The sequence below is a fragment of the Algoriphagus resistens genome (assembly GCF_001442615.1).
Taxonomy (GTDB): domain Bacteria; phylum Bacteroidota; class Bacteroidia; order Cytophagales; family Cyclobacteriaceae; genus Algoriphagus; species Algoriphagus resistens.
The window spans coordinates 221,014-244,206 of record NZ_LMXN01000007.1 but is presented as its reverse complement, the minus strand read 5'-3'; the positions used below and the strand labels follow the sequence as shown (position 1 = coordinate 244,206).

General features: G+C 40.2%; 19 protein-coding genes and 1 tRNA gene. 14 read left to right on the top strand and 6 right to left on the bottom strand.

Annotation, left to right across the window (positions count from 1 at the left end; genetic code table 11):
* Window positions 1-14 precede the first annotated feature (14 nt).
* Window positions 15-1,247 carry an HD domain-containing protein gene (locus AS141_RS14605; protein ID WP_057938440.1) on the bottom strand — a complete coding sequence of 411 codons (1,233 nt, stop codon included), beginning with the start codon at window positions 1,245-1,247 and terminating at the stop codon, window positions 15-17.
* Between the two features lie 59 nt (window positions 1,248-1,306).
* On the opposite strand from AS141_RS14605, the gene porX reads away from it, so the two are divergent.
* Genes porX through AS141_RS14590 form a run of 3 tightly spaced genes read left to right on the top strand, consistent with a single transcriptional unit; the run spans window position 1,307 to window position 4,504 of the window.
* Window positions 1,307-2,863 (top strand): T9SS response regulator signal transducer PorX, encoded by a 1,557-nt coding sequence (gene porX / locus AS141_RS14600; protein WP_057938403.1) that lies wholly within the window; start codon window positions 1,307-1,309, stop codon window positions 2,861-2,863.
* A gap of 8 nt (window positions 2,864-2,871) precedes the next feature.
* On the top strand, window positions 2,872-3,303 hold the full coding sequence (gene tsaE / locus AS141_RS14595; protein ID WP_394331079.1) for a tRNA (adenosine(37)-N6)-threonylcarbamoyltransferase complex ATPase subunit type 1 TsaE: 432 nt from the start codon (window positions 2,872-2,874) through the stop codon (window positions 3,301-3,303).
* On the top strand, window positions 3,293-4,504 hold the full coding sequence (locus tag AS141_RS14590; protein ID WP_087149422.1) for an alanine dehydrogenase: 1,212 nt from the start codon (window positions 3,293-3,295) through the stop codon (window positions 4,502-4,504). The genes tsaE and AS141_RS14590 overlap by 11 nt, the downstream gene beginning before the upstream one ends.
* A gap of 1 nt (window position 4,505) precedes the next feature.
* On the opposite strand, the gene AS141_RS14585 is transcribed toward AS141_RS14590, so the two are convergent.
* Window positions 4,506-4,979: a response regulator gene (locus tag AS141_RS14585; protein WP_057938400.1), complete on the bottom strand. Its 474-nt coding sequence runs from the start codon at window positions 4,977-4,979 to the stop codon at window positions 4,506-4,508.
* 519 nt (window positions 4,980-5,498) lie between these two features.
* Here AS141_RS14585 and AS141_RS14580 point away from each other — a divergent pair.
* The 5 genes from AS141_RS14580 to AS141_RS14560 all read left to right on the top strand — a co-directional run bounded on the left by AS141_RS14580 (window position 5,499) and on the right by AS141_RS14560 (window position 11,124).
* Complete coding sequence (locus tag AS141_RS14580; RefSeq protein ID WP_057938399.1) at window positions 5,499-6,608, top strand: ThiF family adenylyltransferase; 1,110 nt, start codon at window positions 5,499-5,501, stop codon at window positions 6,606-6,608.
* Window positions 6,592-7,299: a hypothetical protein gene (locus AS141_RS14575; RefSeq protein WP_057938398.1), complete on the top strand. Its 708-nt coding sequence runs from the start codon at window positions 6,592-6,594 to the stop codon at window positions 7,297-7,299. The genes AS141_RS14580 and AS141_RS14575 overlap by 17 nt, the downstream gene beginning before the upstream one ends.
* On the top strand, window positions 7,296-9,416 hold the full coding sequence (locus AS141_RS14570; protein WP_057938397.1) for a sensor histidine kinase: 2,121 nt from the start codon (window positions 7,296-7,298) through the stop codon (window positions 9,414-9,416). Before AS141_RS14575 ends, AS141_RS14570 begins: the two co-directional genes overlap by 4 nt.
* The gene (locus AS141_RS14565) at window positions 9,409-10,494 is read left to right on the top strand and encodes a hybrid sensor histidine kinase/response regulator (protein WP_057938396.1); all 1,086 of its coding nucleotides are present in this window, start codon (window positions 9,409-9,411) and stop codon (window positions 10,492-10,494) included. The genes AS141_RS14570 and AS141_RS14565 overlap by 8 nt, the downstream gene beginning before the upstream one ends.
* A gap of 90 nt (window positions 10,495-10,584) precedes the next feature.
* Window positions 10,585-11,124 carry an inorganic diphosphatase gene (locus AS141_RS14560; protein ID WP_057938395.1) on the top strand — a complete coding sequence of 180 codons (540 nt, stop codon included), beginning with the start codon at window positions 10,585-10,587 and terminating at the stop codon, window positions 11,122-11,124.
* A 21-nt stretch (window positions 11,125-11,145) separates the two neighbouring features.
* Here the strand turns inward: AS141_RS14560 and AS141_RS14555 are convergent, their stop codons facing one another.
* Window positions 11,146-11,604 carry a hypothetical protein gene (locus tag AS141_RS14555; protein ID WP_057938394.1) on the bottom strand — a complete coding sequence of 153 codons (459 nt, stop codon included), beginning with the start codon at window positions 11,602-11,604 and terminating at the stop codon, window positions 11,146-11,148.
* Entirely contained in the window at window positions 11,591-12,196 is a 606-nt protein-coding gene (locus AS141_RS14550; protein ID WP_057938393.1) for an acyl carrier protein phosphodiesterase, read from the bottom strand. The genes AS141_RS14555 and AS141_RS14550 overlap by 14 nt, the downstream gene beginning before the upstream one ends.
* Window positions 12,197-12,259: 63 nt before the next feature.
* Between AS141_RS14550 and AS141_RS14545 the strand changes: the two genes are divergently transcribed.
* Entirely contained in the window at window positions 12,260-14,191 is a 1,932-nt protein-coding gene (locus AS141_RS14545; RefSeq protein WP_057938392.1) for an AAA domain-containing protein, read from the top strand.
* Window positions 14,192-14,223: 32 nt separating this feature from the next.
* On the opposite strand, the gene AS141_RS14540 is transcribed toward AS141_RS14545, so the two are convergent.
* A complete protein-coding gene (locus tag AS141_RS14540) occupies window positions 14,224-14,763 on the bottom strand; it encodes a DUF4924 family protein (RefSeq protein ID WP_057938391.1) in 540 nt (179 codons plus the stop codon).
* A gap of 213 nt (window positions 14,764-14,976) precedes the next feature.
* On the opposite strand from AS141_RS14540, the gene lepA reads away from it, so the two are divergent.
* The 5 genes from lepA to AS141_RS14515 all read left to right on the top strand — a co-directional run bounded on the left by lepA (window position 14,977) and on the right by AS141_RS14515 (window position 21,549).
* A complete protein-coding gene (lepA, locus tag AS141_RS14535) occupies window positions 14,977-16,770 on the top strand; it encodes a translation elongation factor 4 (protein ID WP_057938390.1) in 1,794 nt (597 codons plus the stop codon).
* A gap of 289 nt (window positions 16,771-17,059) precedes the next feature.
* Window positions 17,060-17,941 (top strand): bifunctional 5,10-methylenetetrahydrofolate dehydrogenase/5,10-methenyltetrahydrofolate cyclohydrolase, encoded by an 882-nt coding sequence (locus AS141_RS14530; protein ID WP_057938389.1) that lies wholly within the window; start codon window positions 17,060-17,062, stop codon window positions 17,939-17,941.
* A gap of 124 nt (window positions 17,942-18,065) precedes the next feature.
* A tRNA-Leu gene (locus AS141_RS14525) sits at window positions 18,066-18,149 on the top strand.
* A 295-nt stretch (window positions 18,150-18,444) separates the two neighbouring features.
* Complete coding sequence (locus tag AS141_RS14520; RefSeq protein ID WP_057938388.1) at window positions 18,445-18,987, top strand: DsrE family protein; 543 nt, start codon at window positions 18,445-18,447, stop codon at window positions 18,985-18,987.
* 45 nt (window positions 18,988-19,032) lie between these two features.
* Window positions 19,033-21,549, top strand: a complete 2,517-nt coding sequence (locus AS141_RS14515; RefSeq protein WP_057938387.1) for a hybrid sensor histidine kinase/response regulator — start codon at window positions 19,033-19,035, stop codon at window positions 21,547-21,549.
* Here the strand turns inward: AS141_RS14515 and AS141_RS14510 are convergent.
* On the bottom strand, window positions 21,546-22,946 hold the full coding sequence (locus AS141_RS14510; RefSeq protein WP_057938386.1) for a sigma-54-dependent transcriptional regulator: 1,401 nt from the start codon (window positions 22,944-22,946) through the stop codon (window positions 21,546-21,548). The genes AS141_RS14515 and AS141_RS14510 overlap by 4 nt on opposite strands.
* Between the last annotated feature and the right edge of the window lie 247 nt (window positions 22,947-23,193).

Below are 23,193 nucleotides of genomic sequence, written 5' to 3'. Positions count from 1 at the left end.
TAGTATAAACGGAGTTAATAAATTAAATTTAGGCCTTTGGCCTTACATACATAATGTTTCTCCACGATTTTACTCATGACTTTTATGTTTGGGAGGTCTGCCGCCTGAGCTACATCAATTACCTTTCCTTTTTTTGTCAAAATGTTAATTCTGTCTTTAGCTAGGTATCCATAGTTGCTGACAGCTCCATGAGAAAAGAAATAATCCAAATCATCTCTAGGTATCTGAAGCTTGGAGATTGTCTTTTCCTTTAACTCTGCAATTGCTTCTGAAGAAAAAGGTTCATTTGTTAGATTGATTTTGAAAAGATTACGTGTCAGGAACATCTGAGAAATATTCCTAAGTACATAATCTGGATGTTTTTTCCAGAGTTTCACTGCTCCCCAAATATCAAAATCATCCATTTCAAGGAACAATCGCAAATAATCGGGGTTAGTTCGAAAATCCGCAAGTGATATATTTTGATTCAAGAAGAAATCAAATTCATCAGTGATCGTAAATTGGGAACCCGACTGACGTAGAAATCTTGCCCGCTTGATAAGCTTGATAAGCATTTTCTCCGCACTGACGGTGGTTTTGTGCAAATATACTTGCCAATACATCAAGCGACGTGCGCTTAGAAAATTTTCAATGGAATAAATTCCTTTTTCTTCAATGACGACCTGATCATTTTTCACATCCATCATTTTAATGATTCGATCCGCACCTATGGTGCCTTCGGACACTCCTGTGAAAAAACAATCACGCTGGAGGTAGTCCAACCGATCAATGTCTAACTGGCTGGAAACGAGTTGATGAAAGAATTTACGATCGTACTGATTCTTAAATATTCTTAAAGTAAGTTCTAATTTGCCACCAAACTCCTGATTCAGGAGTTCTATAGTCAGAAGAGAAAGCTCTTCATGGGGTAAGCCATTGAGTAAGCTGTATTCCAGGGCATGCGAAAAAGGTCCATGCCCAATGTCATGCAAAAGAATAGCAATAAGCGCAGCTTCATACTCCTCATCTGTAATTTCAGTGCCTTTTATTCGTAGATTGTCCAATGTAATACTCATCAGATGCATTGCCCCGATCGCATGATGGAATCGGGTATGAAGTGCACCAGGATAGACAAAATCAGTCAGTCCCAGTTGCTTTATTCTCCGCAATCGTTGAAAATAAGGATGGTCGATAATCGTAAAAATCAACTCGCTTGGGATCGTGATAAATCCGTAAACCGGGTCGTTTAGTATCTTCTGGCTTTTCAAGGAGGCCTTTTTTGTTTGACTCAAAAGTAATTATAATTTTAAAAGAAACGGAATCTAAAATGTCTCAAAAATTCAACATACTCTGGGCAGACGATGAAATCGACTTGCTCAAACCACACATTCTTTTTCTTGAACAAAAAGGATACGCCATCACCACTGCCAATTCTGGAGTAGATGCAATAGAGGAAGTAGAAAACAAAAACTTCGATGTAATCTTCCTCGATGAAATGATGCCTGGAATGACAGGACTTGAAACACTGCAGCAAATCAAGCAAATGAAACCCCAGGTGCCGGTGGTGATGATCACAAAGAGTGAGGAGGAACATATTATGGATGATGCCATCGGTGGGAAGATTGCGGACTATCTGATCAAACCCATTAATCCGAATCAGATTTTACTCTCTGTGAAGAAGCTTCTCCAAAACAAGCAACTCATTGACCAGCGCACTACCCAGAGCTATCAGCAGGATTTTATGAATATAAGCATGGCGTTTGGGGATGCGGAGGACCATCAGGATTGGGCTGATATCTACCGGAAGTTGACTTACTGGGAGATGCAGATTGATGATACTGAAAACAAAAATATGCTTCCTGTATTGGAATCGCAGAAAATTGAAGCGAATTCTAATTTTTGCAAATTCATAAAGGAGAATTACTTAGACTGGCTGGAAGAAAAAAATCCAGTGAAACCTTTGCTCTCACATCAGGTGATGAAGAAGAAAGTTTTCCCTCAGGTCAAAGACAAAAAGCCTCTTTTCTTTATAGTGATTGATAATTTCAGATTGGATCAGTGGGAAGACATAGAGTCAATTATTGCTCCGTATTTCAATATAAAAGACAAAGACACCTATTATAGTATTCTGCCTACTACTACGGCTTTTGCACGGAATGCCCTATTTAGCGGCATGATGCCTATGGACATGGCGAGGTTTTATCCCAACTTTTGGGAAGATGAGGATTCGGATGAGGGGAAAAATAATTTTGAAGAAGAGTGGTTGAAAATCAACTTGGAGAAAAACAGGCTTTCAATAAAATCCAGCTATAATAAAATTATTCAAGCGCATCAGGGAAAAACCGTGCTAGAGCAATTCCATACCTTTCTTCAAAATGACCTGAATGTTTTAGTTTACAATTTTGTAGATATGGTTTCGCATGCGAGGACGGATATGAAAATGATAAGGGAATTGGCTCCCAACGAATCAGCTTACCGGTCGTTGACAACAAGCTGGTTTGAGCATTCTTCTTTATTTGAATTGTTGAAAAAGATCCATGATGCCGGGGCTGAAGTGATCATCACGACGGACCACGGTACTAAGCGGGTTAATAAGCCATATAGAATCATAGGAGATAAAAATGTAACGACTAACCTTCGGTATAAGCAAGGGAAAAACCTGAATTTTGAGCAGGGAAAAGTATTCGAAATCAAAAAACCTGAGGATGCAAAGTTACCTAGGTTGAATGTTTCTTCTACCTATGTGTTTGCCGTGGAGGATTATTTCTTTGCATACCCCAATAATTACAATTATTATGTGAACTTTTATAAGGATACTTTTCAGCATGGAGGTGTATCTTTGGAGGAAATGATCATTCCGATCGTTCATTTGTCACCAAAATAACCGAGAATTTGACCCAGTTCACATACGAGCTAGATGAGATAGAAATGGCAGCAAAAGCCGTGATAGAGGCTGCTAAAGAAGAAAAAGTATGGGTGTTCCAAGGCGACATGGGAGCGGGTAAAACTACTCTGGTTAAGGCCTTGGCGGAAGCTTTCACCGTTTCTGACCAGGTCAGTAGCCCTACTTTTGGGATTGTGAATCATTATGGAAACCAGAGTGGTGAAATTTTTTACCACTTTGATTTTTATAGAATGGATGATCCTGCTGAAGCTTTGGATATCGGAATAGAAGAGTATTTTTATAGTGGAAATTATTGTTGGTTGGAATGGGCAGAGAAAATTGCTGGATTTTTGCCAGAAAAGTTTTTCCTCATTCGGATAATAAATGATTCCGACACGCAACGAACCCTGAATTTACAACATGTCGAAGATGCCAGCTGAAATAGATCAAGTAACTGCGGTGGGACTGATCCCAAAAGAAATGCCAGCGAAGGTGAGAAATAGAGATCATTCTCTGGTAATAGGATTGCCCAAGGAGATCTCAACTCAAGAAAAGAGAATAGTCATTACTCCTGAGTCCGTTGGTTTACTCTCAAATAACGGCATCAACGTGATTGTGGAGGCGGGAGCAGGTTTACATGCAAAGTTTACAGATCAGGATTTTTCGGATGCAGGAGCCAAGGTGACTAGTTCTAAGAAGGAAGTTTTTGAATCAGATATTGTGCTCAAGATTGATCCCCCTACCCCAGAGGAGTTAGAATATATGAATACTGGGAGTTGTTTGATCTCGGCATTGCAGTTTGAGCGGCAGAGCCAGGAGTTTATACAAACTCTGAATCAAAAAAAAATTACTGCAGTGGCATTTGAATACCTGGAAGATAAGGTAGGAGGGATGCCGGTGGTCAGGGCGATGTCAGAGATAGCCGGAAGTACTGTGATGCTGATTGCGGCTGAATATCTTTCCAGCGAAAATAATGGTAAAGGATTGATTATGGGGGGAGTGACAGGAGTTCCACCTACGCAAGTGGTTATCATAGGGGCAGGCACAGTAGCAGAATATGCTGCTCGGACTGCTCTTGGCTTGGGTGCAAATATTAAGATTTTTGACAATCATATTTACAAATTAAGAAGACTAAAGCAGTTGCTTGGTCAGCAAGTGTACACTTCTACTATTGATAATTTTAGTCTAAATCAGGCACTTTCTGAAGCGGATGTGGTAATCGGTGCCCTGCGGGCTGAAAAAGGCCGGAATAAAATTGTGGTATCTGAAGAAATGGTGGCTAACATGATGCATGGAAGCATAATTATCGATGTTGCCATTGATCAGGGAGGGTGTATAGAGACTGGAAGAATGACTTCCCATGATGAACCTGTATTCCAGGTTCATGATATTACACATTATTGTGTGCCAAACATTGCTTCACGCGTGGCAAGAACAGCCTCTTATTCGTTAAGCAATATTTTCACACCTGTAATTCTTCAAATGGCTGACCTAGGCGGGGCCGAAGAAATGATATTTAATTATAAATGGTTTTTGAGGGGGGTTTATACTTATAGAGGAAGTCTGACAAATGCCTATTTGGGTAAGAAGTTCGGTATCAGCCATAAGGAACTTCAGCTTTTGCTGGCTGCGAGATATTAGCCTATGAAAGTAAATTTTGTCGTAACAAGAATTCTAGTTGATCGTTAGCTTTGAGTAATTCTTGAGTGAGTTTGGCATTTTCTCGCCGAAGAGTGTAGATCTCGAAAGCATTCTTTATCACTGTCCGTAAGTAATCTTCTTCCCAGGGTTTAGTTAAATAGTGGTAGACCTGCCCCTTATTAATCGAATCAATTACGGCTTGAATATCTGTATACCCTGTCAATAATATTCGGATCGGGTCTGGATGAACTGGAATTATGGATGCCAAAAACTCTACGCCTGTTTCTTCGGGCATCCGCTGGTCTGTGATTATTATATCTATTTCTTCTTTTGAAAGAATAGCACGCCCTTCTTCTGCCGAAATTGCCAAGAAAATTTTATAATCTCTCCTAAATGTAGCTTTAAATGCCTGAAGATTATTTTCTTCATCATCCAAATATAGGATTTTAATGATTCCTGTAGCTTTATCTTCCATGAATACAAAAATCTAAAAAAAACCGTGTAAAACGACAACTATATTCGATCATTTTTTTAATTCCACAGGTTTTGAGAGTTTTATTACAAATTTTTTATTGGAAATATGGAAAATATAAAAAAAATACTGGAAGAATATGATAACTCCTTCTTTAAATAACTAAGATTCTGCTAGATTTGTTTGATTCACATTTGTATCAGAAAGCAGGTATAGCAGTATTTTTCATCGCTTAAAGTTCATTAGCGGATAGGATTTGTTTTTTTGGATTCATGTTAAAATCAGGTCTTTTTTTGCTATTCTTGCCAGATGAAATACCATTAAGGGGGATTCCTTTTGATTCAGATCACCTTCCGAATTGTATCCTGACACCCCCTGTGAATCAAACTGAACCCGTATGGAACGTGCTATTTTAAGCGAAAATAAAATTCAGCTATTTATTTTTATAAATTGTTTAGCTATTTATCGCATTTTAGTGAAAGGATTTCATTCTAAATATTAAAGTCTAACTAGTAAATTTTGATGTCGAGAAAAATGGACGTACCCTTTGACGAAGAATATAAGCCATTGATTATTAATGCCTCAGATGGGGACTCGGGCCGAATTCTAGAAAGGCTTCAACAAGATTCATCGCTCCGCATTCATGATGAAATTAAGTCTCAGATAGGCGATTTGATAAAACTTCGGAATCCACATAGAAAATATAGTGCCGATGAACTTGGTGAAGCCATCATCGGTTTTTTTGGAAGTCAATCACCTGAAAAATATGGTAATTGGGTGTATTATCCATGGAGAAATTGTTTGGTTCATTTACTCCCGAAGGATGAATTTGTCAGTGTGCGGACTATCAGAAATAAGCACAAAATCACTGATGAAGAGCAACGAACGCTGGAAACTAAAAAAATCGGTGTAATTGGGCTTTCCGTTGGTCAAAGTGTAGCATTGACCCTGGCACTGGAAAGAGGATGCGGAGAGCTTAGATTAGCTGATTTTGATACATTAGAACTCAGCAATCTTAACAGGATCCGTACAGGAGTTTATAATATCGGGATAAAAAAATCTATTTTGGTTGCCAGAGAAATAGCCGAGATAGATCCTTATTTAAACATAGTACTTTATAATGAAGGTATTCATGAAGGGAATATGGATGATTTTTTCCGCAGGGATGGGCAATTAGATCTGTTGATAGAAGAATGTGATAGCCTTGAGATGAAAATTAAAAGTAGGGTCAAAGCAAAAGAACTAAAAATTCCAGTGATAATGGATACAAGTGACCGAGGGATGATAGATGTGGAGCGTTTTGATCTAGAACCTGACCGACCCATTTTTCATGGGATGCTATCTAAGTTTGGAGAGGAAAGCCAACTACTCGAAAATCTGGATGAGAACCGAAATCAATTGCTGATGTCCATTCTAGATTTTGAAAAGCTGTCTGAAAGGGCGAAATTCAGTATTGGTGAAATGGGTAAAAGTATTACTACTTGGCCTCAATTAGCTTCCTCTGTAGTAATGGGGGGGGCTATGGTTGCCTATTTTGCAAAAAACATCCTTTGTGCCCAGACCTCATATTCTGGACGAATGTATGTGGATTTAGATGAACTCTTGATAGCTGAACATGAAAGTAAAAATTAGAGTGGTGAGGGCAGTTTCTTCTCCGATAGAAACCGAGAAATATATTGCAGGCCACTTTAATGTTTTAGAATCTTATGGCGTGACTAAAGTAACCTCGGCGGATCGCTCTTGGGTGAACAATCCCAATGTATACCTCCTTTTAGTAGAATCTATGGATGGGCAAAACAGGATTTTGGGAGGGGGGAGAATCCAACTTCGGGGAAGTAATTTTCCTCTTCCCTTGGAAGGAGCTATTCTAGAGAAAGATGTCAGGATTGTCGATTATATGAAAAAATACACAGATCTTGAGGTAGCGGAGTATTGCGGACTGTGGAACTCGAGAGAAGTTTCCGGTTATGGACTGGGGAGCATCTACCTTATTAGAATAGGCGTGGCAATTACCTCATTTTTAAAATTAAAGAGCTTAATGGCATTTTGCTCTCCCTACACTGTTAAAAATTCACAATCTGTTGGCTTCGAAATAATTCACTCACTTGGAGATAATGGCTCTTTTTTATACCCCAAAGAGGGATTGGTGGCTACTATAATGGAAATACAGGATGTTACAAATTTACCTCATTCTATTCCTGTAGAGAAGGATTACATTGATAATCTCAGGAATAATCCAAAACAGATATTACTGGATGAAAGCCCTAAGGGGCTGCTGGAAATTCACTTCGACTTAAACATTAATGACCTTACCTTAATATGAAGAGAGGCACTAAAAGAAGTTTGTATTGGGGCGTATTAGCGTTAGTGTCATTTGTTTTATTATCTTTTGTTGTACTCCGGTCTGATTTATTTAGCGAGGATGATAAAGTCAAGGGTATAGATTTTTTCAAGAAAGAAAAAGGAGAGTTTTTGCCTGTTGATTTTTCTGAGGACAATGAAAATTTTTCGCTGGGCTTTACCTCGGATACAATCTGGGCAAAACTTGATCTGGCACGTTTTGAGGAAAACAAAGGAGAATCTATCATTGAGGTCAGAAATCCCACTTTCCGTATCGTACAGTTATATAAAAGTGAAGATGGCGAGGCAATAGAGCAGAGCAAGAGAGTTTATCTGGATCATCTTGGCAAGTCAAATCCATTTACATATCCCTATCCTATTTTTAAAGTAGAAATAAAAAAGGGTGACACTTATTATTTAAAAATATTCTCTACTGAGCCGGTTAATTTTTCGGTGGCAATTGACTCAGAAGAAGAATTTTATCATAAGTACACAAAAACTATTTCGTTGGTTAGTGTTTATGTCGGGGTCATGATTGCCTTATTTTTGTATAATCTATTTTTATTCTTCTCTGTTAAGGATAGAGTCTACTTCTTCTATTGCCTTTACATTCTTTTTATTTCAGCCATTCAACTTACGCTCTTAGGCTATAGTTATTTCTTGATTTTTTTTCAAAATCCAATTTGGTATGAACACAGCATTATAGTATTCTCATCCTTGTCTGGGATATTTGGGGTGCTGTTTTTAAGGAAATTCCTGCAGACTAAGAAATATCTTCCATTAATTAATAAAGGGCTAACACTCATTTTGATAGTTTATTCGCTAGGTGCAATAGGAAGAGTGTTTGGTCTTGTGTCATTGAGTTATTCATTTACCGATATTGGGGCACTCCTGGTAGTGGTGTTTTTCATGAGCAGTGGAATAATGATGACAAGAAAAGGGTACCGTCCGGCATTTTATTTTTTAGCAGCATGGGGATTTTTCCTTTTTGGGCTTTTATTCTTTGTTTTTCAGAACCAGGGACTAATTAACTTCGGTTCTTTTTCCAATTTACCCATGTTGCTGGGAACCGCCCTTGAAGCGATTTTACTTTCGCTTGCCTTGGCCGATCGAATCAATATTTTGAAAAAGGAAAAGGAGGATGAACAAATTGAGAAACTTCGGATTTTACATGAAAATGAAGAATTGATCAAACAGCAGAATACCATGCTTGAAGAGAAGGTCAGGATTAGAACCGATGAGCTTGAGCAAGCATTGAGGAATCTTCAGAATACACAGAGCCAGCTTGTTAATCAGGAAAAAATGGCCTCCTTGGGCCAGCTGACTGCCGGGATTGCCCATGAAATAAATAACCCTATCAATTTTGTGAGCTCTAATATCATTCCTTTGAAAAGAGATATTAAAGATATCATGGAGGTGGTTGAATTCTATAGGCGAACTGGAGAGAAAGAATTTACTGAAGCTTCTAGAGAAGAGGCAAAAAACCTTGAAGAAGATCTGGAATTGGATTACGTGCTGGAAGAAGTAGAGCAACTCCTGAAAGGAATGGATGATGGAGCAAAGCGTACTGTTGAAATTGTAAAAGGACTAAGAATATTCTCCCGTGTAGATGAACAGGATGTAAAAAAAGTAGATCTTCACGATGGGATTAACAGTACAATTATTCTCCTAAATAGCTCGATCCCAGGTAAAATCAGAATCATCAGAGATTTCGGGGAGCTGCCTCTGGTGGAATGTCTGGCTGGCAAGATCAATCAGGTATTGATGAATATCATTAATAATGCTGTGCAGGCATTGGCTGAGCATATTGATTCTATTGTGGATCCCAAAATAGAGCTTAGGACCAGATCATTGGGAGATATGGTCACCATTGAAATTATAGATAATGGACCTGGTATGCCAGAGCATGTGAAACAGAGGGTTTTTGAACCTTTCTTTACTACAAAAGCTGTAGGAAAAGGAACAGGTTTGGGGCTTTCAATAGTTTATTCTATTATTGAAAATCACAAAGGAACGCTGGAGGTAATCACGGAAGAGGGCCAGGGAACCACATTTAAAATAACCCTTCCGGTACATCAAAGTACTCAACGCTATGAATGATAAAATTCATGTCCTCTATATAGACGATGAAGACAATAATCTAAGGTCTTTCAGAGCTACTTTAAGAAAGGACTTTAAAATTTTTACAGCCATAGATGCTGAAGAAGGGTTGAGGATTGCCAAAGAGGAAGAGGTTCATGTAGTAATAGCTGACCAAAGGATGCCGGGAATGACTGGTACGGAATTTTTTGAAGAGCTTATGAAGTTCAGTCCTGATCCTATCCGGATATTGCTTACTGGTTATTCAGATATAGCATCCGTGATAGATGCCATTAATAAAGGTGAAGTTTACCGGTTTATCGATAAACCTTGGAATATTGAGCAGATCAAAAATTCAATTAAGAATGCTGCTGATATATACTTTATGCGGCGAGAACTGAAGGATAAGAACGAAAAGCTCAAAAAGCTTCATTCAGAGATGAATCAATTTGTTTACAGCTTATCACATGAATTAAGAGGGCCATTGATGAGTATTTCAGGGGTGTCCAAATTGGCCAAAATGGAACTCAAAGATTCTAATGCGATAGAGTATTTTGAAATGATAGATACAGCTACGGGTAAGTTGGATGACTTTATTTATAAAATGCTGGATTTTTACAGGTCCACAAAAATTGACAATAAAATAGTTGGGATAGACTTCAAGGACGTAGTCACTCAGCAATTGGATGTATACAAGAAAAAAATTGACATAGGCCATGTTAAGGTGGCTATTGAGATTAATCAAGAGAGTAAGTTTTATTCTGATGACTCTAAAATCCGAGTAATCATCAACAACCTTTTCAGTAATGCGGTCCAATTTCAGAGAGCAGAGCATAGGGACAAAAGTATAAGCCTGAGAATTGATGTAGGAGAATCGGAGGCGACTATTTCCATTGAAGACAATGGAATAGGAATAGAGGAGAAGCATCTATCCGATGTGTTCAATTTGTTTAGCCGGGCCACACAGAAAAATGTTGGGACCGGGTTAGGGCTCTACATGGTAAAAGAAGCTGTGGAGCAAATCGGCGGAAGAATTGATCTGAAATCAGTATTTGGAGAAAGTACTATCTTTAAAGTCACTTTGCCAAACATGAAATAGTGAGTGGTTTCTGGGCATTTTCATGCTAAACTGTATCTTTGCACGGGCTTTGCGAAAAGCTTCACTTTTTATTAACTAATTCAAGATATTATGATTAATCCCTGGCATGACGTCAACATTGGGAAAAATGCCCCTGAATTCGTAACAGGTGTAATTGAAATACCTAAGGGTAGTAAAGGAAAGTACGAGTTGGATAAGAAGACCGGAATGCTGATGCTAGACCGCGTGCTCTTTTCTGCGGTGCATTATCCAGCAAATTATGGATTTATTCCACAGACTTTCTGTGAAGATCATGACCCATTGGATATTCTCATTATTTCTCAAATTGATATTCCTTCGATGTGTTTGGTAGAAGCCAAAGTGATCGGTGTGATGCGTATGATCGATGGCGGTGAAGCAGATGATAAGATCATTGCCGTGGCTGCAGGTGACCAATCTGTAAACTACATCAATGATATCGATGATCTTCCTCCCCACTTAATGAAGGAAGTGCACAGATTCTTTGAGGACTACAAAAAGCTCGAAAATAAAGAAGTGAAAGTGGAAGATTTCCTTGGTAAGGAGGATGCGAAGCGAATCATACAGGAAAGTGTTGATCTTTACGATGCGAATTTCCGAACTAGAAAATAGAATGGAAGCCTGGGATCTATCTCAGGCTTTTTTACTTTTCACCTTTTGTTTTCCTGCTTTTTTCGATAAATAGGCAACAAGGTCTTTATAAGCTTCATGCTCATGATTGGAAACAGAAATGGATTGCTTGTCCGAAAAAGCAATTGTAACCTGACGGAATTCCTTTTTGTTAGCCATCACGACTTCTTCTTCCCAGGCAAGAACTTGAGAAACAGGATAAATTTTGCTGTACCCCCGCAAAGGCAATTTGACGATGATTTGATCTCTGCCAGCTGTTATAAATCTGTATCCCGCTAACATTTTTACCAAAAGCATCAAAATCACGAGAGTGATTACGGTACAGGCTATCAAATAAAACCAAATCCCAAAACTTCCTTTGTAGGCAAAATCTCTCAGAATATATACCAACCCAGAGATCAGAATGAGCAGCACGAGGCTTAATGAAATATAAGTGGATACTTTAGGTTTAATGACCAGCATTGGAATTTTGGATTTCTAATAATTTCTCACGTGCAAAAGTCTCCAAATCCTCGAAAAAAGCGAAGAATATCGTCTGAAATTCTACCTCTTTTTCCAATAAGGCTAGGTGCGCCACTTCCATTTTGGATTCAAATTTAGTTCGTCGAGACATCCCGGTGAATGTTTCTCGAATCCCCTCGATTTTCTGGTATTTCAAAAGCCAATTGTCCTGGACCATCCATTGAAACATAGTCTCAAAGCGATAGGGGAAAAGCTGCCGATAGTGCTTAAGGGTGGAAAACGTGTTCTGAATAAAAACCTCTAGGGGAACATAAGAAAATTTTGCCCAATAATTGGCTAAATAGTAATCGAAGTAAATATCTGTGATTACTGTAGAATAATGTCCGAATTTCGGTCTCAGGTAACTCTGTCCAGCTCTTACCAGTGGGTGTGTATCGGTAAATTGGTCAATTTCCCTGTGAAGCATTATGCCATTTTGAACTTCCTGGGGGAAGGTGTTCATCATTTTTCCTTTCACAAAGTCCCCGATGAAATTACCAACGAGCACTTCGTCTTGACCAAATGAAAGGTATGCATGTGCTAAGTAGTTCATAGAAATAGCTGGTTATGAAAAACACGGATGGTTTTCATTAGTTTCGGGCTAAAATACGGATTGATGGACAAAGTCACGGAGGAATTAAAGAAAGGGCTAAAACTTTTGAAACTTGAATGGCAAGAAGACCTCGCACAATACAAACAGAAATTTCTTAATTCCTCTATTGCTGACAAAAAAAGGGCTGGAATCACTTGGTATCCTATTGAGGTGAAAAAAAGTAAGGTAGGAATGGGGGAGCGCTTACTGATAGAAGTGGAGAGAAGCGATTCTAATTATTCCTCGGCTTTTGGTTCAGGTAAATCAGTTTCATTCTTTACTACCCAGGACAGTTGTCAAAACTCGGAGTATCGCGTAAACGGTGTGATCAATTTTGTACGCAATAATTCCATGACGGTGACCCTGCAAGTGGATGAGATTCCTAACTGGATGGAAGTAAGCAAGATTGGAGTGGACTTGCTTTTTGATGAGGCAAGTTACAGAGAAATGGAATTTGCGCTTAAAAGGGTGATTTCTTCAGAAAACAAGCGTGTAGAAGAATTGAAAGAAATTCTGTTAGGTGAAAAAGCTTCTGAGTTTTCTGTAAAGCGAATTTCTCCCAAATCCAATCTCAATTTCTCACAAAATCAAGCATGCGAGCTGATAGCAAATGCAAAAGATGTGGCAGTAGTTCATGGGCCTCCCGGCACAGGAAAAACAACCACGCTGATCGAGGCAATCCAAGATGCCGTGATTGCCGGCGAATCCATTCTGGTATGTACGCCTAGTAATGCTGCGGTGGATTTGCTGGTAGAGAAACTGATAGACCGGGGAATAGAAACGTTACGTCTTGGGCATCCTGCCCGTGTGGAGGAAAAGATTCTTAATCAGACGTTGGATGCAAAAACAGCTTTTCATACTAGCTATCGGGACTTGAAGAAGCTTCGCAGAGAAACTGATCAATTCCTGAAGCTTGCTAAACAATACAAGAGGAATTTTGGCCCTGAGGAAAGGGCTCAGCGGAAGTTGATGTATGCAGAAGTTTCCCGGTTGCGGGAAGCTTCCAAATCGTTGGAGGAATATATCCAGTACGATATTTTTCAAAGAACTCAAGTGTTTGCTTCTACACTCGTCGGCGCGTCGTCTTACACTCTGAAAGGGATGGAATTTGATGTGGTCTTTATCGATGAAGCAGCGCAAGGATTAGAGGCAGCGACATGGATTCCGATTTTGAAAGCTAAGAAAGTCGTGTTTGCAGGAGATCACTTTCAGCTTCCACCAATCATCAAATCCTATCAAGCAGCAAAAGATGGATTGGCAGAGACGCTTTTTGAGAAAGTGATATCGAGAAGACCACAAGCGGCGCAAATGCTGCAAGTACAATACCGGATGCCCGAAGCGATTATGGGCTTTTCAAATGAGCAGTTTTACGAAGGAAAACTGATCGCTGATGAAAGCACTAAAGCTCATGTTTTCCCCGCAGAAAATGTGGTTTTAGAATGGATTGATACAGCGGGAGCGGGCTATTCTGATCAGCAGGAGCTGGAAAGCCTGAGTACCTTCAACCCTGAGGAAGCTTTGTTCGCAGCGAAATACTTAAATGATCTTGTGGAAAAAATTGGGGTAGATGATTTCCTTCGTAATAATTGGAGCGTTGGTTTGATTGCGCCTTATGGAGCGCAAGTCCGGAGGATGCGGTCCTTAATTTTTGATTCACAGGCATATTCAGGTTTAAATACTGTGAAAGGTCAAATTACTATAGATACAGTGGATGGCTTTCAAGGGCAAGAGCGGGATCTGATGATGATTTCTCTCACACGATCCAACGAAAAAGGGGAAATTGGCTTCTTGGCAGAAGAGCGACGAATGAATGTTGCTCTCACACGTGCAAAGCGTAGACTGATACTTATAGGGGATAGCAGCACACTGGCTCAACATACTTTCTTTGATGAGCTGCTTCACTATTTTGAGAAGAATAATGGATATAGGAGTGTGTGGGAGTTTTTGGAGGATTGAAAGAGACAATCTTTAAATTTTTCAAACAAAATTCAATTTTTTGAAATAGCGTTTTTCACTTTATAATGGTAACTCAACGTGCTGAGAATAGCGCCATAAGCGTCTGCTGACTTCAGTTGCTCGTCTGAGACTTTCTTGCCCAGAAGCCTGCATAGTAATAAGCCGTAAATTCCATTCAGGCAGATCTGGATTTCATTTCCAAGATCTTGCCCTTCTGCCTGCATTACCGCTTCAATAAGGAATGGCTTGGTCTTCGAATAGGCTTCAAAATAGGCGGGGTCAGTTTTGAGGAGGTTCCAGTGGATTTGGGCCAGCTCAGCAACTATCGAATTCAACTCATCCAGATGGCCTTTTTCCAGAATATCCTGAGATTTCATTTTATGAAGAAGTGTCAAATACCAATCAGCAATTTTATCCTTTTCTTCTTCCGGCACGGGGTATTTTTCCACTACAAAGGTTTTGATTTCGACTGGATTCCCCTGATAAGACCTGATCAAGTCCTCCATTTGGTACATGTAGATAATGTACTCGGCTATATTATTGGCTTTTTTGTTTTCGGATACAGTTTGCATTTTAATTGATTTTGAAAGGGCGAAGTTAGGAAATGCTATCTTATTGGCAGGGAAAAATGGTCGAAGCAATCTTTTAACATCGAGATTGCTTCGGTATTCGTTTCTTACTTTTGGTAATGAAGAAGGTCGCTGATTGGATTTGGTCAGCGAAACTTGATGATTGAGTTTGAAAATTCTCTTATCTCCTAGTTATTTACTACTTTTGCGCCAAGAATGGATATGCAAAAAATAAGGAATTTCTGTATTATAGCCCATATTGATCATGGGAAAAGTACGTTGGCGGATAGGTTACTGCAGCAAACCGATACTGTCGCAGATCGCGATATGCAGAACCAGTTATTGGATAATATGGATTTGGAGCGAGAACGTGGGATCACAATCAAGTCTCATGCGATCCAGATGAAATATACCCATGAGGGGGAAGTTTACACGCTCAACCTGATTGATACGCCTGGTCACGTTGACTTCTCTTATGAGGTTTCCAGGTCTATTGCCGCCTGCGAAGGAGCTTTACTGATTGTGGACGCTTCTCAGGGAGTGGAGGCTCAGACTATTTCCAATTTATATTTGGCTCTTGGCCATGATCTTGAGATCATTCCGGTTTTGAATAAAATTGATCTTCCGGGTGCAGATCCAGAGGCAGTTGCTGATGAGGTGATTGATCTGATAGGTTGCGACAGAGAGGATATTATTTTAGCCTCCGGCAAAGCAGGCATTGGTATTGACGATATCCTGAAAGCTGTGGTCACTAGAATTCCAGCTCCTAAGGGAGATGCAGATGCGCCGCTTCAAGCAATGATTTTTGATTCGGTTTATAATCCTTTCCGTGGTGTTGAAGTGATTTTTAGGATTTTCAATGGAACCTTCAGTAAAGGCGATAAAATCAAGTTTGTAAATACTGGCAGGGAATACGAGGCGGATGAAATTGGAATTTTGGGTTTGAACCAAATTCCTCAACAAACCATGAGTGCCGGGAATGTAGGCTATTTGATCTCTGGGGTGAAAGTTGCCAAAGAAATAAAAGTAGGGGATACCATCACGCATATTAAGAGACCTTGTGAGAAAGCTATCCAAGGTTTTGAAAATGTGAAGCCAATGGTTTTTGCTGGTATTTATCCTGTTGAGACCACCGATTATGAGGAATTGAGAGCATCTATGGAGAAGCTTCAGCTAAATGATGCTTCACTTGTCTGGGAACCTGAGACTTCCATGGCTTTGGGCTTTGGGTTCCGATGCGGATTCTTGGGAATGCTTCATATGGAGATTATTCAAGAGCGTCTTGAGCGCGAATTTGATATGACAGTGATCACAACTGTTCCATCCGTTCAGTTCAAAGCGTTGATGACCAACGATACCTATCAGGTGATCAATGCACCCTCAGATATGCCGGATCCAACACGGATGAAGCATATTGAAGAGCCTTATGTGAAAGCTTCCATCATTACTGCTGCTGAATATGTAGGGGCAGTGATTACGCTTTGTATGGATAAGCGGGGGCAGATCAAAAATCAGGTTTATCTGACCTCTGAGCGTGTGGAACTGACCTTTGATATGCCTTTGGCTGAAATTGTCTTTGACTTCTTTGATAAGCTGAAAACCATTTCTCGAGGTTACGCTTCATTGGATTATGAATTAAAAGGCTATCAGGTCTCTCATATGGTGAGACTGGATGTGATGTTGAATGGGGAGCCTGTCGATGCATTGTCAGCAGTGGTTCACCGCGATAAGGCATACGAGTGGGGGAGAAGACTCTGTGAAAAGTTAAAGGAACTAGTGCCTCGTCAAATGTTTGAAATTGCGATTCAGGCAGCAATTGGACAGAAAATTATTGCCAGGGAAACAGTAAAAGCCTTGCGTAAAAACGTATTGGCGAAGTGTTATGGTGGGGATATTTCACGCAAGCGTAAACTGCTTGAAAAACAAAAGAAAGGCAAGAAGCGAATGAGACAAGTCGGAAACGTTGAGGTTCCACAGGAAGCATTTATGGCGGTGCTGAAGCTTGATTAAGGGAATTTACGATTTAAGAAGTACGATTTATGAGTTTAAATTGCACCTCGATTCTCAACTTTCATTGTTGAGTTTTCAGGGGTTGATGAAATAAATACCAAGTTGGAATTATCTCCCGAAATAACACTACTAATTAAAAAAGCAGAGTAATTAGTAGCTATTGTAGTTGCTAGTATTAAAACAGCATGATCCTTCTAATTCTAAATTGGATTTTTTGGATCATTATAAAAATTTAAGGGTTGGAGTCCCTGAGGATCTCGTAAATCCAAAATCCTAATTCGTAAATCAAATGATCTTAATTGACGGAAAGCTCACCTCATCTCAAATCAAATCCGAAATCGCTGCCCGTGTGGCAGAAATCAAAGCAGAAGGAGGGAAGACACCTCATCTAGCTGCAATCCTTGTGGGAAGTGATGGCGCAAGTCAAACTTATGTTAACGCTAAAGTAAAAGCTTGTGGGGAGTGTGGTTTTGAGTCAACTCTGGTGAAATTGGGAGAAAATGTCTCTGAAGATGAACTTCTTAAAGTGGTAGCAGATATCAACGGGAATCCTGACATCGACGGATTGATCGTGCAACTTCCTTTGCCAAAGCATATCTCTGTAGAGAAAGTAACTGATAAAATTAAGCCTGAGAAGGATGTAGACGGCTTTACTCCGGCAAATGTGGGACGTATGGCTTTGAACTGGCCGGCTTATGTAGCAGCCACCCCTTACGGGATTGTTGAATTGCTAAAGCGGTACAATATCGAGACATCAGGCAAGCACTGCGTAGTGATTGGGAGAAGTCATATCGTGGGAAGCCCGATGAGTATTCTGATGGCTAGAAATGGCTATCCAGGGAATGCCACTGTGACCCTGACTCATAGCCGAACTGCCAATCTTCCTGAAATCGCTAAAACCGCAGACATTCTTATTGTGGCGCTTGGCAAACCTCATTTCGTAACTGCGGATATGGTGAAGCCTGGTGCAGTTGTAATTGATGTGGGAATCCACCGAATCGAGGATGCAAGTAAAAAGTCAGGATTCAGGTTGGTAGGAGATGTGAAATTTGAAGAAGTGTCTGAAATTGCTTCTGCGATCACCCCCGTTCCTGGTGGAGTAGGTCCGATGACCATTGCCTCATTACTATACAATACACTCTTGGCAGCAGAGAAAAAAGTTTACGGGTAATCGTTACTTCCTTTCGTGAGATATAGCAGGGGGCGTAAAGGACTTCCCGATAAAATAATTGCAAAAGATTTGTGTCCGATTTGCATCGAATAGGCAAGTCAGGTACTTTTGCAAACTGTTAACCGCGCACGTGGTGAAACTGGTAGACACGCCAGCTTGAGGGGCTGGTGCTTTAAGTAGTGTGGAGGTTCGAATCCTCTCGTGCGCACAAAGGCCTATACTGAACGTATAAGCCTTTTTTATTTTAATTTATAGCACTTTTTAAAGCAATTATAATTTCGGTTATGGCTTTAACTCCAAGAGGCTTAGATTCTATAAAAGAGTATCTTCCCCGCGGTTTGTGTCTTCAGAAACCAAAACTTGGGGAAATGGCATATGCCCTTCGTGATGAGAGGAAAGGCGGCTATTAAATTCAACTGAATGAAAATTAAGTTCTCCTTTTCCATCTGCCTCCTCACTTCTCCCCATTATTTTCCTTACATTTTCAGCCTAATTACTCACATATGACACGTTTATTAGCTTTGACTGCTTTTTGTTTTGCGCTTTTTGCCACTGGGCTTTCTTTTGCCCAAACTGCCCAGTTCCCTCTCGTAAAGGGATTTGGAGGTGTTTATGAAGTTCCTGACGCTACCGAAAAACCTGATGGAAACCTGGAGTATTATATTTTAGTGGATATGTCTACAGGCGGTGCAGAAAATGCTGAGATTAGCCGTTGGGTTGATAATGTGGCCAGAATGATGAATCTTCATGGTCTGGCCGGTGTTCCTAATGAACGTATGCATGTGAAAGTTGTGGTTCATGGCCCAGCGATCTTTACTGTACTGAACAATGAGGAGTACAATAAACGTTTTAATACTGACAACCCTAATCTCCCGGTGTATGAGGCATTGGAAGCGGCGGGAGTAGAGGTGCTGGTTTGTGGACAATCGATGCATGCCAGGGGTTTCAATAGAGATGATTTATACCCAGGAGCATCAGTGGCCCTTTCGGCCCTGACAACGGTGTCTACGTATGTACCAAAAGGTTATACTGTCCTAAAGTTTTAATCCCCACTTGGAATAGTTATTGGTTTCTGGGGTAATGTGTTTTTGATGAAAAGAAAGTCCCCAAGTTCGAGTACCGCAGGGAAAGTCGTTACCGGCTTTTTCATAGCTGCTATATTCCTGATTGGGATGGCAGGGTTGACTTATTATACACAGAATAGACTCCTTGCCACCATGAAGGAGCTTGCCGAACCTAATCAGAAACTCAATCTTCTCAATGAACTTCAATCCGAAATCATACAAATTACCCAACTGGACCACTCAGGGATAGATGCGGATTTTAGAGTTCAGGATTCCAGTGTCACTTCACTCAAGAAGAAGCTTCGGGAATTAGGCTCTCTTGCAGAGGATTCCCTTGAAAGAACTTACATACAAAGTGTACAGACCAATCTAGACACGCTTATTGTTGGCTACATTAATCTATATGAGGTAAAGTCAAATTTAGCCAATAAGAATTTCACCCAAGAAGCGCTAAATAAAGTGGAGCTTGGAATTCGCAGACGTGCAGCGACCCTCGAACAACGACCCATTGGCAAGATCAACCCGAAGGATTATCTTTTTAATGAACTGGAACAAGAAATCTCTATGCGTCAGGAAGCCAAAGCTGATCAGGCTATCATAAGCAGGGAAGATGATCAGTCTATTGCCTATCTACGAGATTTGCAAAGGCAAAATCTTCGGGATCCCAATTTACCTGCAGTGCAGACATTAGATAGTGTCCTGTATAGTATCAAAGGTGTTATTAATAGAGTTAACCGGGAAGAGGCTTTTCAGCGGCAGAGGCTGGCAAAAATGGAAGCTGATATTTCAATCAGCCAAAGCAAGATCATCAACACAATACAGAATCTGGTAAGCACCCTACAACAACGTGCTCTTGAGAAATCAGATCGCCAAAATGATTCTGCATATAAGTTGACCTATGATATGACCTATTTCTTGATCATGATTGTGATCTTGGCCGTAATAGGTGCTGCTATCATGGTTTATTCTATCTTGAAGGAGATCAAAGTGACTAAGAAATATCAGGAAAATCTGGAGGTTTCCAGACTGAAATCTGAACAACTGGCGCGATCTAAACAGGAATTTTTGGCCAATATGAGTCATGAGATCCGGAATCCACTTCATGTAATTCAGGGATATAGATCAGTTTTGGAAAAATCTGAACTGGATTCCAACCAGCAATCTCATTTGAGAATGATAGGCTTTGCTTCTGATACACTGATGGAAATTGTTGATGAAGTACTGGATTTTTCCAAGCTAGAGGCGGGCAAATTAAAATTGGAAGCACGTCCATTCGATCCGGAATCGCTTTTTTCTTCCTTGCAGAATTTCTTCGAATTACAGGCGGCAGAAAAAAAGATCGGGTTTGAGTGGTCTCTGGATCTCCCTAAAGATATGTGGTTGATTGGAGATCAGCTTAGGCTCAAGCAGATACTAAACAACTTGCTGAGTAATGCTTTCAAGTTCACATCAGAAGGGTCAATCTGTGTAAATGTGGGGTGGGGTAATGGTGTGCTAACTGTGGAAATTAAGGACACCGGTATAGGCATGTCTCATGCGGTACTTGAAAAGGTCTTTCGAGAATTTGATCAGGCAGATACTTCGATTTCCAGAAAATATGGGGGAACAGGCCTGGGATTGGCGATTGTGCAGCGTCTCGTGTCTTTGATGGAAGGAGAGATTACAGCATCAAGCGTGGAGCACGAGGGAACTTCTATGCTGGTGAAATTACCAATGACGGCTACAGAATCCCAGCATATAGAATTCAACGCAGATGAAATCGTGTCCCTTGATTTGTCTGGCCTCAAAATCCTCCTGGTAGATGATGATAAAGTAGGAATTAGGTATTTAGAAACCATTCTTAGTTATTTCGGGGCTTCAATTATTACTTATCCTGGTGGAACAAACTTCAGGGATGAATTTGTAGCAATTGATTTTGATCTAGCTATTTTGGATATACAGATGCCTGAGTTCTCTGGTTTCGATGTAGTGAGTAGGCTAAGGCATATTGATATGTATAAAGAAATGCCGATCCTGGCCATGACAGCTAATGTCTTCCTGGAGGAGCGGGAAAAAATGATGGAAAGCGGGTTTACGGAAATTATTTTCAAACCTTTCCAAGAGCGTGTTCTGATTGAATGCTTAGGTAAGTTTTTTCCAAATCACATAGTAAAAGATATACCTACAACTCAGTCAATAAGCGAATCTGAAAGTACATTGTTTCAGCTTAAGGACTTAGCTAGATTCTGCATGGGAGATGAATTATTACTTCAGGACATCGTGCGGGAGTTAATAACAGAGACGAAAAAGGATCTCGACAAAATGAAAGAGGCAAGGAGGAATGAGGATTTTGACCAGATCTTGGAGATTTGCCATCAGTTGGGAAGTCGTCTGGGGCAAATAAAAAGTCCCGCTGGCCAGACAGCCAGAAAAGTAGAAAACAGCTTGAAAATTGGTAATAAAAATGGCCTCGGTGATACACTTAATCAGCTTGATGAGGAGATCCGAATCTTGCTGGGAGCTCTTACCGAGACCATCAAAAAAACCGCTAATGTAATAACCTAGTCCAGTCCATATTTTTCCATTTTGCTGTAAAGGGTTTTACGGTCCATGTTAAGAATGCGCGCTGTTTTGGATTTATTGAATTTGGTGTCCATCAGGACTTTTTGAATTAATTCTTTTTCTTGCTCTACCCATTGCGATTTGTAGTCTTTTGGTGAAGGCAAATCCGATGGTACTGAGAAGGACTTAAGACCTGGTTTGGTTCCCGGAAAGCTCGAGGAAGGCTCATACAGATCTGTGGGCAAAGATTCTTTTTCTACATGGGAGCCGGGGGAAAGTAGTACTGCCCGTTTGATTATATTTCTTAATTCCCGCAAGTTTCCTGGCCAGTCATAGCCAAGAAAAATCTCCCAAACTTCCGGAGAAAATCCTTTGACATTTTTTCCGAGTCGCTCATTACTTTCGTCCAAGAATTGATCTGCAAAATCTTCCAAATCCTCTTTCCTGCTTCTGAGGGGAATCGCACTCAGTGTAAACTCATTTAGGCGGTGATATAAATCCTCACGAAAATGCCCATCTCCTGCCTGTATCAATAGGTTGTCATTTGTAGCTGCTATAATCCGCACGTCGATTTGGATTTCTTTGTTGCCACCGATTTTTCTGATTGTTCTTTCCTGTATTGCTCTGAGAAGCTGGATTTGAACTTCATAGCCCAAGTTTCCGATTTCATCCAGGAAGATTGTGCCTCCATTAGCCATTTCAAAATGGCCTGTTTTGTTTTCCAGTGCTCCAGTAAAGGCCCCTTTTACATGTCCAAAAAGTTCACTTCCAGCAAGTTCTTTAGGTAAAGCTCCACAATCGATTGCGATAAAAGGACCGTCTTTCCTGGTAGATAAATCGTGAATTCTTCTTGAAACAAACTCTTTTCCTGTTCCCGTTTCTCCTAGCACCAGCACGCTAAGATCGGTAGGTGCGACTAATTGAATATGTTTTTCAAGTTTGTTGGCTTCTACTGAGCTTCCTACCACATAGCTGCTTTTGCTTTTTTTCTTTGAAGAAGGTGGGGCAGCGCTGGTTTCTGCAGTTGTAGTTTTCGGCGCGCTGGCCGATAGAGATTCGTTTACAGTCGCCAATAGTTCATCGGGGTTGATTGGCTTGGTAATATATTCGAATGCTCCAAGTTTCATGGCTTTTATAGCAATCCGAATATCAGAATAATGGGTGATCAGAATTACCTGAGTTTGTGGGTAATTGCTTTTTGACCACTGAAGTAGCTCCATTCCTGTGCCGTCAGGTAGTCTGAAATCGGCTATGATCAAATCAAATTTAGAGTTACTGAAAAATTGCTGGGCTTCTTTGACTTTGACGGCAGTCTGAACAGCAAATCCATTTTTCTCAAGAAAAGTCTTGACAATCCTGGAATAGGTCAGATCATCCTCTACTAATAATATATTCTTCATGAATTACTTTCTTTCTTTATAGAGCTAATTAACAAAAAAAGCACCAGACAAATGTCCGGTGCATTTTTACTTAGGAGATTGAGCAACTATTTTTGATTCTTCCACGCGATAGAAAATGCTTTCGCTGACTTAGCAAGAATAACTTTGGCCATTTTATATAAATAGTTTTGGGAGCTGTTATCAAATTAAGATCATATTGTTTCCCTTGTTTTTAGACTACTATCATCGTGCCAGCTGGGATTAGAAG

Excerpts from the sequence above, each read along its gene's own strand:
- porX (WP_057938403.1), top strand. The coding sequence starts at position 1,307 with ATGTCTCAAAAATTCAACATACTCTGGGCAGACGATGAAATCGACTTG.
- AS141_RS14590 (WP_087149422.1), top strand. The coding sequence starts at position 3,293 with ATGCCAGCTGAAATAGATCAAGTAACTGCGGTGGGACTGATCCCAAAA.
- AS141_RS14585 (WP_057938400.1), bottom strand. The coding sequence starts at position 4,979 with ATGGAAGATAAAGCTACAGGAATCATTAAAATCCTATATTTGGATGAT.
- AS141_RS14580 (WP_057938399.1), top strand. The coding sequence starts at position 5,499 with ATGTCGAGAAAAATGGACGTACCCTTTGACGAAGAATATAAGCCATTG.
- AS141_RS14575 (WP_057938398.1), top strand. The coding sequence starts at position 6,592 with ATGAAAGTAAAAATTAGAGTGGTGAGGGCAGTTTCTTCTCCGATAGAA.
- AS141_RS14570 (WP_057938397.1), top strand. The coding sequence starts at position 7,296 with ATGAAGAGAGGCACTAAAAGAAGTTTGTATTGGGGCGTATTAGCGTTA.
- AS141_RS14565 (WP_057938396.1), top strand. The coding sequence starts at position 9,409 with ATGAATGATAAAATTCATGTCCTCTATATAGACGATGAAGACAATAAT.
- AS141_RS14560 (WP_057938395.1), top strand. The coding sequence starts at position 10,585 with ATGATTAATCCCTGGCATGACGTCAACATTGGGAAAAATGCCCCTGAA.
- AS141_RS14555 (WP_057938394.1), bottom strand. The coding sequence starts at position 11,604 with ATGCTGGTCATTAAACCTAAAGTATCCACTTATATTTCATTAAGCCTC.
- AS141_RS14550 (WP_057938393.1), bottom strand. The coding sequence starts at position 12,196 with ATGAACTACTTAGCACATGCATACCTTTCATTTGGTCAAGACGAAGTG.
- AS141_RS14545 (WP_057938392.1), top strand. The coding sequence starts at position 12,260 with ATGGACAAAGTCACGGAGGAATTAAAGAAAGGGCTAAAACTTTTGAAA.
- AS141_RS14540 (WP_057938391.1), bottom strand. The coding sequence starts at position 14,763 with ATGCAAACTGTATCCGAAAACAAAAAAGCCAATAATATAGCCGAGTAC.
- lepA (WP_057938390.1), top strand. The coding sequence starts at position 14,977 with ATGGATATGCAAAAAATAAGGAATTTCTGTATTATAGCCCATATTGAT.
- AS141_RS14530 (WP_057938389.1), top strand. The coding sequence starts at position 17,060 with ATGATCTTAATTGACGGAAAGCTCACCTCATCTCAAATCAAATCCGAA.
- AS141_RS14520 (WP_057938388.1), top strand. The coding sequence starts at position 18,445 with ATGACACGTTTATTAGCTTTGACTGCTTTTTGTTTTGCGCTTTTTGCC.
- AS141_RS14515 (WP_057938387.1), top strand. The coding sequence starts at position 19,033 with ATGAAAAGAAAGTCCCCAAGTTCGAGTACCGCAGGGAAAGTCGTTACC.
- AS141_RS14510 (WP_057938386.1), bottom strand. The coding sequence starts at position 22,946 with ATGAAGAATATATTATTAGTAGAGGATGATCTGACCTATTCCAGGATT.